Annotated in this window: 11 protein-coding genes; 6 read left to right on the forward strand and 5 right to left on the reverse strand. The window is 71.6% G+C overall.

Annotation, left to right across the window (positions count from 1 at the left end):
* Positions 1 to 37 precede the first annotated feature (37 nt).
* Genes OG689_RS44735 through glpX form a run of 3 tightly spaced genes read left to right on the forward strand, consistent with a single transcriptional unit; the run spans position 38 to position 2,372 of the window.
* The gene (locus OG689_RS44735; protein ID WP_323189373.1) at positions 38 to 520 is read left to right on the forward strand and encodes a PfkB family carbohydrate kinase; all 483 of its coding nucleotides are present in this window, start codon (positions 38 to 40) and stop codon (positions 518 to 520) included.
* On the forward strand, positions 498 to 1,331 hold the full coding sequence (locus OG689_RS03890) for a class II fructose-bisphosphate aldolase (protein WP_266317756.1): 834 nt from the start codon (positions 498 to 500) through the stop codon (positions 1,329 to 1,331). Before OG689_RS44735 ends, OG689_RS03890 begins: the two co-directional genes overlap by 23 nt.
* 60 nt (positions 1,332 to 1,391) lie before the next feature.
* A complete protein-coding gene (gene glpX, locus OG689_RS03895) occupies positions 1,392 to 2,372 on the forward strand; it encodes a class II fructose-bisphosphatase (RefSeq protein ID WP_266317758.1) in 981 nt (326 codons plus the stop codon).
* 246 nt (positions 2,373 to 2,618) lie between these two features.
* On the opposite strand, the gene OG689_RS03900 is transcribed toward glpX, so the two are convergent.
* The 5 genes from OG689_RS03900 to OG689_RS03920 form a co-directional block, all read right to left on the reverse strand.
* Positions 2,619 to 4,211 (reverse strand): discoidin domain-containing protein, encoded by a 1,593-nt coding sequence (locus tag OG689_RS03900; protein ID WP_266317759.1) that lies wholly within the window; start codon positions 4,209 to 4,211, stop codon positions 2,619 to 2,621.
* 80 nt (positions 4,212 to 4,291) lie between these two features.
* Entirely contained in the window at positions 4,292 to 6,592 is a 2,301-nt protein-coding gene (locus OG689_RS03905; RefSeq protein ID WP_266317760.1) for a beta-N-acetylglucosaminidase domain-containing protein, read from the reverse strand.
* Positions 6,593 to 6,602: 10 nt separating this feature from the next.
* Positions 6,603 to 7,421: an ABC transporter ATP-binding protein gene (locus OG689_RS03910; RefSeq protein WP_266317761.1), complete on the reverse strand. Its 819-nt coding sequence runs from the start codon at positions 7,419 to 7,421 to the stop codon at positions 6,603 to 6,605.
* A complete protein-coding gene (locus OG689_RS03915; RefSeq protein WP_266317762.1) occupies positions 7,400 to 8,248 on the reverse strand; it encodes an ABC transporter permease in 849 nt (282 codons plus the stop codon). The genes OG689_RS03910 and OG689_RS03915 overlap by 22 nt, the downstream gene beginning before the upstream one ends.
* Before the next feature lie 5 nt (positions 8,249 to 8,253).
* A complete protein-coding gene (locus OG689_RS03920) occupies positions 8,254 to 9,309 on the reverse strand; it encodes an ABC transporter substrate-binding protein (protein WP_266317763.1) in 1,056 nt (351 codons plus the stop codon).
* Positions 9,310 to 9,674: 365 nt separating this feature from the next.
* On the opposite strand from OG689_RS03920, the gene OG689_RS03925 reads away from it, so the two are divergent.
* Genes OG689_RS03925 through OG689_RS03935 form a run of 3 tightly spaced genes read left to right on the forward strand, consistent with a single transcriptional unit; the run spans position 9,675 to position 12,463 of the window.
* A complete protein-coding gene (locus OG689_RS03925; RefSeq protein ID WP_266317764.1) occupies positions 9,675 to 10,553 on the forward strand; it encodes a MurR/RpiR family transcriptional regulator in 879 nt (292 codons plus the stop codon).
* A 27-nt stretch (positions 10,554 to 10,580) separates the two neighbouring features.
* Positions 10,581 to 11,516, forward strand: coding sequence for an N-acetylmuramic acid 6-phosphate etherase (locus OG689_RS03930; RefSeq protein ID WP_266317765.1), 936 nt, complete (start codon positions 10,581 to 10,583; stop codon positions 11,514 to 11,516).
* A complete protein-coding gene (locus tag OG689_RS03935; RefSeq protein ID WP_266317766.1) occupies positions 11,513 to 12,463 on the forward strand; it encodes a BadF/BadG/BcrA/BcrD ATPase family protein in 951 nt (316 codons plus the stop codon). Before OG689_RS03930 ends, OG689_RS03935 begins: the two co-directional genes overlap by 4 nt.
* Positions 12,464 to 12,998: the final 535 nt, after the last annotated feature.

Raw genomic sequence — 12,998 nt, forward strand, 5'->3', positions numbered from 1 at the left:
CCCCCCGGGCCTGCCCGAGGACTCCTACGCGCAGCTCATCACGACGGCCGCGGCGGCCGGAGCCGTCACCGTGCTGGACACCAGCGGGCCCCCGCTGCTGGCCGCGCTCGGTGCCGGACCGCACGTGGTCAAACCCAACGCCGCCGAGCTCGCAGCCGTCACCGGACAGACGGACACGGCCGTGGCGGCAGCCGGCCTGCGCGCGCTGGGCGCCCGCGCGGTGGTGGCCTCCAGCGGTCCGGACGGGCTGCACGCGATCACCGCGGACGGCAGCTGGCAGGCCAGGCCGCCCGCACTGCTCAGTGGGAACCCCACCGGCGCGGGCGACGCCTGTGTCGCCGCGCTCGCCGCGGGGCTCGCCACCGGCGCGCCGTGGCCCGAGGTCCTGCGCGAGGCGGTGGCCCTGTCCGCCGCAGCCGTCCCCTGCCCGGTCGCCGGCGACTTCGACGCCGAGATCTACCGCCGCCTGCGCACCACCGTTCCCGTGGAGGAAACCCATGCCCCTCGCACCCACCGATGAGATAGTCCGGGCCGCCGCGCAGCGGGCAGGCGTCGGCGCGTTCAACGTCGTACAGACCGAGCACGCCGAAGCGATCGTGGCCGGCGCCGAGGCGGCCGGGCTGCCGGTGATCCTGCAGATCAGCGAGAACACCGCCCGCTACCACGGCGCGCTGGAACCGATCGGACTCGCCTCACTCGCCATGGCCAGGGCGGCCGGCGTGCCCGTTGCCGTCCACCTCGACCACGCCGAGTCGACCGACCTGGTCCGCGAGGCCGTCGGACTGGGCTTCACCTCGGTCATGTTCGATGCCGCGAAGCTCCCCTACGAGGAGAACCTCGCCGCCACCCGCGAGATCACCGCGTTCTGCCACAGCCACGGAGTCTGGGTGGAAGCCGAACTCGGCGAGGTCGGCGGCAAGGACGGCGCCCACGCCCCGGGGGTGCGCACCGACCCCGGTGAGGCCCGTGACTTCGTCGCCGCGACGGGAGTGGACGCTCTCGCGGTGGCGGTGGGCAGTTCCCACACCATGCTCACCCGCGACGCCGTCCTCGACTTCGCCCTCATCTCCCACCTGCGCGAGGCCGTGCCGGTCCCGCTCGTCCTGCACGGATCCTCCGGCGTCAGCGACGCAGACCTCGCCACGGCCGTCCAGGCGGGCATGACGAAGGTCAACATCTCCACCCACCTGAACAAGATCTTCACCCAGGCCGTCCGCGAACAGCTGGACGGCCAAGCCGGGGTCGCCGACCCCCGCAAGTACCTCGGCCCCGCCCGTGCTGCCGTCACGGCCGAGGTCGCCCGGCTGCTGTCGGTCCTGAACGGGTCCTGACCATGGCCAAGAACTCGATGAGGAGCACGCGTTGAGCAACGAGAGCCCCGGCGGTGTCCTGTGACGACCCGTCCGCAGGAGCCGGTGCTGCGCCCCGAGCGGAATCTGGCACTCGAACTCGTCCGAGTGGCCGAAGCAGCGGCCATGGCAGCCGGCCGCTGGGTCGACCAGGGCGACAAGAACGGCGCCGACGGCGCCGCCGTCACGGCCATGCGGTCGATGTTCGCCACCGTCTCGATGCGCGGCGTCGTCGTCATCGGTGAAGGGGAGAAGGACGAGGCCCCGATGCTCTACAACGGCGAGCGGGTCGGCGACGGCACCGGCGCCGAGTGCGACGTCGCGGTGGACCCGGTGGACGGCACCACGCTGACCGCCAAGGGCATGAACAACGCGGTCGCCGTGCTGGCGGTCGCCGACCGCGGCACCATGTTCGACCCGAGCGCCGTGTTCTACATGGACAAGCTGGTGACCGGCCCCGAGGCCGCCGAGTTCGTCGACATCGCCGCCCCGCCGGCGGTGAACATCCGCCGGGTCGCCAAGGCCAAGGGCATCGCCGTCGAGGACGTCACCGTGGTCCTGGTGGACCGGCCGCGGCACGAGAAGCTGGTCCGCGAGGTCCGCGAGGCGGGCGCGCGCATCAAGTACATCTCCGACGGCGACGTGGCCGGCGCCATCATGGCCGCCCGCGAGGGCACCGGCGTCGACCTGCTGCTCGGCATCGGCGGCACCCCCGAGGGCATCATCGCGGCCTGCGCGATGAAGTGCATGGGCGGCGCGATCCAGGGCCGACTGTGGCCGAAGGACGAGGCCGAGCGGCAGAAGGCACTGGACGCCGGGCACGACCTGGACCACGTGCTCACCACCGACGACCTGGTCAGCGGCGAGAACGTGTTCTTCGTGGCCACCGGCATCACCGACGGCGAGCTGCTGCGCGGCGTGCACTACCGCCAGGAGACCGCCACCACCAGCTCGCTGGTGATGCGCTCCAAGAGCGGCACCATCCGGGAGATCCACTCCACCCACAAGCTGCCCAGGCCGTGAGCACTCCGCCGGTCCCGGAAGCCGGCCCCCATGACGTCGTCCAGCTGCGGACGGGTGTGACGTCCGGTCAGCACCCGTTCCCGGTGACTTGATCGGCCGACCGCCCCTGGCCGTCCTCACCACGGACGGCACCGCCGCCGAGGCGACGGGCCGCGGACACAGCACTGCACGCAGTGCTGTGTCCGCGTCGGGCCTGCGGCGCGACAACGGTTTCCGCCGACGCGCCGCAGGCTCACCGGCTTGTGCTCACAGGGTGAGGTCCGCCGAGCCGTAGACGCTGAACCGCCAGAGCGAGTAGCCGTAGCTGGTGCCGCGTCTCTCTCCGAGCATTCGGATGTAGCGTCCGACGCCGCCGAGGCCGGTCAGCGTCTCCAGGCCGCCCTGCCCCGTTGTCGTGGTGTGCACATCGGTCCAGGTGGTGGCATTGCCCGACACCTGGATGCGGTACTGCTTGCCGTAGGCGGCTTCCCAGTGCAGGTCGACCCTGGTGACCCGCCACACGGCTCCGAGGTCGATCTGGATCCACTGCGGGTCGGCGTACTTGCTGGCCCAGCGGGTCGTCGTCGAGCCGTCCACCGCGAGAGACGGTTCGCGGCCCGTTGTGAGCGCCGTGCTCGACGCCGTCGCCGCCTTCCCGAGGGCGAGGTCCACCGGGGTGAGGGCGAGCCGTACCGACACGTTCTTGCTGACGCCGGAGGAGCCGACGCGCATGGCGCAGAACAGGGCGATCGGTGTGTCGGTGTCGGGGTCGAAGAGCAATTGGGGCCGTTCGAGGTTGGCGAGTGCGAGAGTCGATCCGTCGGTCAGCCTCAACTGTTTGAGCGATACCAGTGGGTGCTCCGACCGGTCCCACACGATGCCGTCCCGCGAGGTGACCAGGGCGAGGGCGCCGTACTGCGGGGTCAGGGCGTTGGTACGGTCGGCGCCACTGTAGAAGTCCTTGACGATGGCGTAGTAACGCGCGCGCTGGTGGTCGTACCAGAGGTACGGGTCCTCGGCTTGAGTCGTCGTGGTGGCGAGTGCTTTCGCGGCGTAGGTGAACGGTCCTTCCGGCGAGTCGGAGGTGCCGACGACCGTGATGTACTGACTGCGGTTGTCCCAGCACTTGTAGGTCATCAGGAAGGTGCCTGCGGGTGTCCTGTCGACCGACGGGTTTACTGCCATCTGGAAGGTGTTGACGTAGTCGGGTCCGGCGATCGGGTTGGCGCTGCGTCGTCCTCGTCCGTTGACGAGGTCGTCGAAGGTGTCGGCGACGACCACGCCGATCCGTTGTCCCTTGTGGTAGTTCAGCCACATGGTGCTCTGGCCGGTGGTCGGCCTGGTGGCGATGTAGTACAGGTACCACTTGCCGTCGAACTCGCGGACGTGCGGGTTGTGGGCGTTGTACTGGTCCCACCGGTTGGGGTCGTCGGTGCTGGAGAGGATCGTTCTGACGTGGGTGTAGGGCCCGTGCGGGTGGTCGGCGACGGCCAGCGCTATTTCGGAGTACTTCATCCAGCCGCTGAAGCCGTAGAAGATGCTCTCCGAGGGGTCGCTGCCGCGTCCGGTGGAGCCGGTGGGCCAGCGGGAGTAGAACGTGTAGTAGCGGCCCTGGTGGTAGGCGGGTGTGCCGCACCACACGTACCAGTTGTCGATGCCGAAGGCGTCGACGCTCAGGTCGACCGGCTGGACGGCGGCCGGGAAGTCCGGGTCGCGCGGGGGCGGTGGGGTGGCAGCCGCGGCCGGTGGCGCGAGTTCGAGCGCGGAGTAGCCGCTCAGTGCGACGGCGGCGAGTGCCACTCCTCCGGTCAGGACGCTCCGCCGGGTCGGTGGGGTGGCATTGTGCCGGGGGTGTTCCATCGCGGGTCACCTCTCGTGACGTGCGGCAGTCGGAAGCTTCTGGCCTTGAACGCGTGATGTCGTCCTGGGTCGGTGGCGGTTCAGCGGCCGTAGACGTTGACGTCCCAGAGCGAGTACCCCCAGGCGTTGTTGACCCGCTTGGTGAAGGAGAGCCGGACGTAGCGTCCGCTCCCGTTGAGCCCGGTCAGGTCGACCACCCCGCCGGTGCCGGCCGTGGTGGACCACAGAGTGGTCCAGGTGGTGCCGTCGGTGGACACCTGGACCTGGTAGGCCGTGGCGTAGGCCGCCTCCCAGTTCAACCGCACGCCGGTGACCTGGCGGACCGTGCCGAGGTCGATCCGCAACCACTGCGGGTCGGCGTAGGCGCTGGTCCAGCGGGTGCTGGAATCGCCGTCCACCGCGTAGGCGAGGGCGCGGGCGCTGTTGAGGGTGCTGGAGGCGGTGATCGGCGCCCGCAGCGCCAGGTCGGGGACGGCAACCGCGGACGCCTTGGCCAGGAAGGTGTCGGCCACCCCGGTGGCGACCTTCTGGCGGATCGCCGCGATGTCGGTGCGCTGGGTGCCGAGGGTGGACTGCAGGCTCGCGGCCTTGCTGCCGTCACCGCTCGCCGCCGCCTGCACCAGCCGGACGGCCGTCTGCCCGGCCAGCCCGTAGCGGGTGTGCTTGTTCAGCCAGGGCTCTGCCTGGCTGAGGAACTCGGCGTTGCCGAGCCTGGCCGTGAGCACCGACTGCGCCGATGCCATCTGCCCGAACCAGTCGTACAGCGCCTGCCCGGAGTTGGTGAGGCTCCTGCCCGCGGAGTAGTCCGACCAGAAGGTCGCCGCGAGGGCGGTCAGGGTCGGCGACTCGGTGGTGGTGAGGATGGAGGAGTAGTTGTTCTCGGCGAACACCCGCAGCGCCCGGTAGGCCTGGGTGTCACCGTGCGCGAACTCCAGCAGCGAGTTGTTCCAGGAGGCGCCGGCACTGTAGGCGGCGGGATTCCAGGTGTAGTCGGCGATGGTGTACAGCGGGATCAACGAGGCCTGGTACTGGATGGCCTGATTGGCCGTCAAGCCGACGGTGGCGGTGTCGAGGTCCTTGCTGCGGCCCTGCAGCGGGCCGAGCAGCAGCCGGTCGGTGACGTAGTCGTTGACCGGGTAGTTGTCGAAGATCAGCAGCGGACGTCCGCCGAACTGGGCCTTCACGGTGGTCGCCTGCGCGGTGGTGATGGTGCCGGAGTCCACGTCGGTGCCGGTCCAGTAGACGGTGGTCCCGGACGGGATCAGGGCGCTCAGGCGGGTGCGGTAGGTGCTGGCGGCGGTGCCCCAGTAGCCGGTGGGGATGGTGATCAGGTCGGCACCGCTGTGGGTGGCGATGAAGTTCTTCTGGACGTAGTTGAGGACGTGGGCCTGCGCGGCGGCGAGCGGACTGGCGTCGGAGCCGAAGGCATCGTTGTCGGATGAGCAGGTGAATGTCTGGCTGACGTCGTCCCAGCCGATGATGAAGGTGCGTACGCCCTGGTCGTAGACCTGCTGGAGCCGGTCGGTGAGCGCGTCCAGATCGGACTGCAGGCCGTGGCAGATTCCGGCGGAGGGGGTCAGCGGGGCCTCGGGGTTGATCCGGTACATCACGTCCACGTGCTGTCGCCGGCCCCGGGCCACGACTTCCGCGATGTGGGGCAGCTCGGCGGTCGGGTAGAGGACGCGCCAGGTCGAGCCGGAGATCCTCGGGTCGTTGGCGGGCATGAAGGAGAAGGCGTTCATCTTGTGGGCGGCGAGGAAGTCCACCTCGGCGTCCTCGTCCGCGGCGGACCAGGGGGTGCCGTGGAAGATCTCCTTGCCACCGCGGTGGGCGAACCCGGGCCAGTCGCGGACGGTCACTCCGGGCAGGGTGTGCGTGGTGGCGGCCCCGGTCAGTAGTTGGCGCAGGGTCTGCGCGGCGTAGAAGGTCCCGGCCTCGTCCACGCCGGACAGTACGGCGACCTGGCCGATGCCGGCGGTGCCGGTCGCCAGCCGGTAGCCGCCGGACGCCAGTCCGGACGGACCGGAGGCCCCGATCTCGGTGAGGAGTCCGGCGCTGTAGGAGTTCTCGGCCGGTCCGCCGACGGAGACGGTCAGGGCGGCGCTGCTCGGGGTGGCTTCGGTGGTCACCTTCGCCCCGGCGGAGCGCAGGGCAGCGGTGACCACGTCCACCGCCGCCGGGTCGGCCCCGCTCGGGGCGAGCAGTTTGACCTCGGCCGGAATCGCCAGATCGGAGCCGGTGGCCTGGATGGACTGCGGGGTCGGTGAGACCACCGGCAGAACGGTGGCCGCCTCGGCACGGGGCGGTGGCCCGGCGAAGGCCAGGCCGACGGCAAGACTTGCGGCCAGCGCGACTGCGCTCAACGGACGGGCGATGGACATGGCGGAATCCTCACTTCCCACTGTTCTGAAGAGGTGACCGTTCATCAAGGGAGGCGTGGCACGCCTCGGCGAGCGTGCCCTGCTCACGCACACCGAGTTCGGACAGCAGGCGGCGGCGCAGCCCGGCGAAGGCCGGGGTGCCACGGGTGCGGTCGGGATCCAGGCCCTCCTGGTGCAGGTCCAGGTCCAACGAGATCCGGCCGGCCGTCAGCACCAGTACCCGGTCGGCGAGGACCAGTGCCTCGTCCACGTCATGGGTGACCAGGAGGACGGCGGGGCGGTGTCGCGCGCACAGCCGGACCAGCAGGGCGTGCATCCGGATCCGGGTCAGCGCGTCCAGGGCCCCGAAGGGCTCGTCCAGCAGCAGCAGGCCCGGCTCGCGGATCAACGCCCGTGCCAAGGCGGCGCGTTGGGCCTCGCCGCCGGACAGGGTGCCGGGCCAGGCCCGTTCCTTGTCTGCCAGGCCAACCTCGCCGAGCAGGGTGCGCCCGGCGGCCCGGGCTTCGCGTCCGGGCAGGCCCAGCAGCACGTTGTCGAGCACCCGGGCCCAGGGCAGCAGCCGGGCGTCCTGGAACACCACCGCGTGCTGCCCGGGCACGTCGATGCTGCCGGAGCCGGCCACCCCGTGGTCGAGTCGGCCCACCGCGCGCAGCAGGGTGGACTTGCCGGAGCCGCTGTGCCCGAGCAGGGCGGTGAACTGCCCGGCCGGGAGGTCGAAGTCGATGCCGTCGAGGACGGTCCGACCGGCGAAGGACCGGGTCAGCCCGCGCAGTCGGACCGCGGGGCCGTCGGTCGCGGGGCCGTCCGTCAGGCCAGGGTGGTCCGCCATCGCAGTGCCTTTCGTTCCAGGAGTCTGACCAGGGTGTCGGAGACCAGGCCGAGCAGTCCGTAGACCACCAGGCCGACGACGATCACGTCCGTCTGGCCGAAGGTCCTGGCCTCGGTCATGAGGTAGCCGATGCCGCTGGAGGCGTTGATCTGCTCGCTGACCACCAGCACGAGCCAGGAGACCGTGACCGAGAGTCGCAGTCCGGTGAAGAACCCGGGCGCGGCCCCGGGAAGGGCGATCCGCAGCAGGAACTGACGGCGGTTCAGCCGGACGGCCTGCGCCAGTTCGACCCACTTGAGGTCGAGCCCGGCCAGGACCGCCTGGGTGTTGACGTAGACGGGGAAGAAGACGCCCAGCGCCACCAGGATGATCTTCACCTCCTCGCCGATGCCGAACCACAGGATGGCCAGCGGTACCAGGGCCAGGATCGGGAGGGCCCGCAGCAGTTGGGCGGTGCCGTCGATCACGGCCTCGCCGATCCGGGTCAGTCCGGCGGCCAGGGCCAGCAGCACCGCCGCCGCCACCCCGAAGACGAGGCCGATGCCGGCCCGTTGCAGGGAGACCCACAGGTGGTGCTCCAGTTGCCCGCTGCGGGCCAGGTCCCATCCTGTTGCGGCGACCGTGCCGGGCGGAGCCAGGGTCTCCGGGGCCAGCCAGCCGACGGCGGAGGCGGTCTGCCACACCGCCAGCAGCAGCAGCGGCCCCACGGCGCGGGCGAAGGGAACCCGCCGGGCGCGCGGGCCCAGCGGCCGGGGCGGCCGCCGGCCTGCGGCGGCGGGTACGGGGGTGGCGGCGAGGGGTTCGGTGCCCCGCACGGCGGCAGTCACGGCCCTCAGCCCGCCGACTTCGCGGCGGCCTGCTGCACGGCGTCGAAGCGCTGGTCGAAGGCGGCGGCGGCATCGACCTTGGCGGGCAGCGCCTGGTAGTCAGCCAGCAGGTCGGCGACCTTCTGCAGCGCGGCCGTGGCGGCGGCGTAGGTGGGAATGGTGGCGGTGCCGCTGTCGGCGACCACGGCGTCCCCGATGGCCTTGGGGAGCTTCTGGGTCTCCACGTAGTACTTCTGCACCCAGACGTCCTTGTGCGCGGTCAGCCACAGCTCGGCCCTGGTGAAGCGGGCGGACAGGTCGGCCACTGCGGCACTCCTGGCCGGGTCCGCGGTGACCGCGTCGGGGGCGATCAGGAACTGCAGTCCGCTGGTGAGGTTCTTGTCGTCGTCGAGCTCGTGCGCGCCCTTGCCGCTGTAGGCGGCGTCGTACTTGGAGACCAGGGGCTCGGTCAGGGCGCCGACGTCCACCTGGTTCGCGCCGAGTGCCGGCGGAGTGTCCACCGGCGAGAGCTTGGCCAGGGTGACGTCCGAGGACTTGAGGCCCGCGTTCTTCAGGGCCTGCAGAACGGCCACCTGGAGGGTGGTGCCCTCGGTGACGGCGACCTTCGCTCCCTTGAGGTCGGCCAGGGTCCTGGCCTTGCTGGTGGGCGAGGTCCACAGGTGGGTGGAGCTGGTGCTGCCCTGCACCGCTCCGACGATCCTCACCTTCTGGCCGGCGGCCCGGGCCACCAGTACCGGGGCGTCGGCGACGAAACCGACGTCGACGGCCTTGGCCCGGAAGGCCTCCAGGATCGCCGGGCCGCCCTGGAAGGCGGACCAGCTGATGTCGTAGGGAAGGTTGCTGTCCTGACCCGAGGCCGACAGCAGGGTCTGCAGCAGCAGGTTCTGGTCGGCCACCCGGAGCGTGGTTCCGCCGGGGACGGTGCTGGGCAGCGCGACTGCCGCCGCATCGACCGCGGAGGTCTTGGCGCCGGCGCTGGAGGCGCAGCCGGTGAGGGTGACAGCGGTCAGAGTGAGCAGCGCGCCGAGAGCGGGTACGGCGGACCCGGGCGAACGGGGCATGGCGGTCTCCTTGGAACTGCCCGCAACGGTCCGGGCAGGGATGGCACGGCAGGGCGACGTGGCGTCAACGAGAGATGAGCGGGGAAGCGGCGGGGTAATCAGCCGCAACAGCGGACGCCCGGGAGGAGCGGACGGCGGACGACGATACGCACCGTGCTCTCCTTCCCGCAGTGGTTTCCGACTGGGCCCATCGTGCTGGCGAGCCCGCGATCCAGTCAATAATTTCCGCAAATATCTTTCATACTGAGAAGTAATATTGCGTCATATTGCCGCAAGTGAACTGAAAACCCAGGCCAGGCGGGCGGATTGACAGGCAGTCCCGCTCTCTGAAGAAAATAAGTTTCACACTGAAGGGATCGCCACCCGTGCCAGTCGATCTGCTCAACCACATCCGCTCCCTCCACGACAGCCTCCCCAGGGCCGAGCGCGGCATCGCCGATCTGGTCCTCCAGGACCCGGGCACCGCCGCCGAGCGCACCATCTCCGAGCTCGCCCGAGCCTGCGGCACCTCGGAGGCGACCGTCCACCGGTTCTGCCGGAGCCTGGACCTGCGCGGCTACGCCCAACTGCGGATCGGCCTGGCCGCCGAGGCCGAACGGTTGCGGGCCGACGGCCGGGCCGTGCTGGACCTCGGAACCGACATCGGCCCCGACGAGCCGCTGGACCAGGTGGTCCGCAAGATCGGCTTCGCCAACGCCCGCGCGGCCGAGGAGACCGCCGCCCAGCTCGACCTGACCGCCCTCGCCGCCGTCGCCGACGCCGCGCAGGCAGCCCGCAGGATCGACTTCTTCGGCGTCGGCTCCAGCGCGCTGGCCGCCGAGGACGGCGCCCGCAAACTGCTCAGGCTCGGCCACGCCGCCGCATGGTGGAGCGATGTGCACGCCGCGCTGATGAGCGCCGCCGTGCTGCGCCCGGGCGACCTGGTGATCGCCGTCAGCCACTCGGGACGGTCCAGGGAGGTGGTGGACGTGCTCACCGAGGCTCGCCGCTCGGGGGCGGTCACGGCCGTGATCACCAGCAGCCCCCGCTCCCCCGCCGCCGAGAAGGCCGACCTGATGCTGACCACCTCCGCCAGGGAGACCACTTTCCGCAGCGGCGGCACCGCCGCCCGCAGCGCCCAACTCACCGCCCTCGACTGCCTGTACGTGACCCTCGCGCAGCGCTCGCACCCGCGCGCCGTGGACGATCTGGAGCGGGCCCACGACGCGGTTCGCAGCCGCACCCTGGGTCGCACCCGAAGCTGAAGGCTCTCCTACCCGACAGGACCTCCCATGCCCGCAGAAGCACACCTGGACCACCTGCCGCCCACCGAGCTGCGCAACGGCGCCAGCATGGGCCTGGACCGCCTCAACACCATGGAGATCCTCACCCTGATCAACGAGGCCGACGCCACCGTGCCGGCCGCGGTGGCCGCCGCCCTGCCCGGTCTCGGCGACCTGGTCGAGGCCGGGCTCGCGGCGCTGGAGAGGGGTGGCCGCATCCACTACTTCGGCGCGGGAGCCGGCGGGCGGATCGCCCTGGGGGACGCGCTGGAGCTGGAACCCACCTACGGGGTCGGCCCCGAAACCCTCTGCCCGCACCTGGCCGGAGGGCCCGACGCCGCGTACCGGGCCAGAGAGGACGCCGAGGACCACGGTGCCGACACCGACCTCGCCGCCTCCCACCTGGCCTCGGCGGACCTGGTCATCGGCGTCACCGCCAGCGGCCGCACTCCCTACGTGGCCGGCGCGCTGACCGCCGCCCGCACGGTCGGCACCAGCACCGCCCTGATCAGCTGCGACCCCTCGGCCCCGCTCGCCGGCCTCGCCGACCTGCACGTCGTGCTGGCGACCGGACCGGAGGTGGTCACCGGATCGACCCGAATGAAGGCCGGCACCGCCCAGAAGCTCGCCCTCAACGCCTTCTCCACCACCCTGATGGTCCGCAGCGGCCACACCTGGTCCAACCTGATGGTGTCCGCCTCGGCCGGCAACGCCAAGCTGCGCGAACGGGCGGCCCGCACCCTTGCCACCGCATGCCGGGCGACCCCCGCGGAGGCGCTGGCCGCACTCGACTCCTGCGACGGTGAGACCCCGACCGCGCTGGTGGTCCTGGCCGCCGGGGCCACCCCAATGACGGCGCGTCAGGCACTGGCCACGTGCGGCGGCCGCCCGTGGGCCGCCGTCCGGGCTCTGGCCGGACCGGGGCCCGCCGCGGAGTACCGGTGAGCGCCCTCACCCGCCCCGGCATCGGCCTCGGCCTCGACGTGGGCGGAACCACCACCAGGGCCGTCGCACTGGACGAGCACGGTCAGGTGCTCGGACGGGGCACGGCCCCCGGCGGCAACCCCGCTTCCCATGGCGTCGCCACCGCACTGGCCCGGCTGGCCGACGCCGTCCGGCAGGCCCTGGACGGAGCGGACCCCGGACGGGTGACGCACTGCCTGATCGGCCTCTCCGGCTACCGCGCCCTCGGCGACCCCGCCGCCGTGGACGCCTTCGCCGCCGACGCCCGAAGGGCCTTCGCCCTGCAGCCCGGGACCCCTCTCCAGCTGACCTCGGACGCGGTCATCGCCTTCGCCGCCGGGACCAGCGACCCCGACGGCACGGTGCTGATCGCCGGCACCGGCTCGATCGCCTGCAGGGTCGAACACGGAGTGGTGACCCGGACGAGCGGCGGCCTCGGCTGGCTGCTCGGCGACGAGGGCGGTGGCCAGTGGCTCGGCCGCGAGGCCGTGCGCCGGGCCCTGGCCGGACTGCGGGACAACGCCTCCACCGGCCCGCTGGTCGGCGCCGTCCTCGCCCGCACCGGCTGCCACGACCACGGCAGCCTGCTCCGCTGGTCCTACCGGGGCACACCACAACACCTGTCCACACTGGCGCCATTGCTCGGTCCGGCGGCCGAACAGGGCGACCCGGAAGCAGTCGCGGCAATCGACCTGGCGGCACATCACCTGTGCCGGATCGCCCGCGACGTGAATGACGACCACCTGCACGGACCCGTCGTCCTCGCCGGCTCCGTGGCGACCGGCCCCGGGCCACTGCAACACCGGCTGCGGCAGCTGCTCAGCCGCGCCGGGGCCACCGCCGTCCTGCTCGCCGACGACCCCGCACTCGCCGCCGCCGGCAGCGCCCATGACGCGGCATCAGGTCGTCGTACCGGCAGGCTCCGGTAACCCGTGATCTCCGGTGGTCCACCGCACCCGCACCGACACCGGCGTTCCGTGTCGCCGCAGCTGCGGAGCGCCACCGCCCTGGTCCGCCCGTGCTTCACCACGGTGACTTCACCGGCCGTAGCAATCTGATCGACAGGACGGACACCTGGGTGGTCCGGCGGAAGGATCACACCTGCCCATACCGCCGGACCTACGCGGCCACCGCGCTCGGAGATGCGGCCTGGCCCCTGTCACCGGCCTCCGTAGTCGGTACGACCAGCGCTGCGGACCGGCGCGAGGAGTCGAAGAGCCTTCCTCGTCCACGTCTCCGGCGTCCCCCACCTGCCGGGTCTTCAGCTCGCCGAATTGACCGCGATCCGCTGCGCCACCGCAGCCCGCCTGACGAGGAGTCATCCGCCGAAGGCAGGCCCTGCACTTCATGCTCGCCCCGAAGCGCGACGGGCTCGGCATGGCACTCGTCGCGAAGGCCGGGTACGGCACGACGCCAACCACTCGGACTCCAGATGCTCAAGTAGTCATCTGCCCGCTCATACGG

The sequence above is a fragment of the Kitasatospora sp. NBC_00240 genome (assembly GCF_026342405.1).
Taxonomy (GTDB): Bacteria; Actinomycetota; Actinomycetes; order Streptomycetales; family Streptomycetaceae; genus Kitasatospora.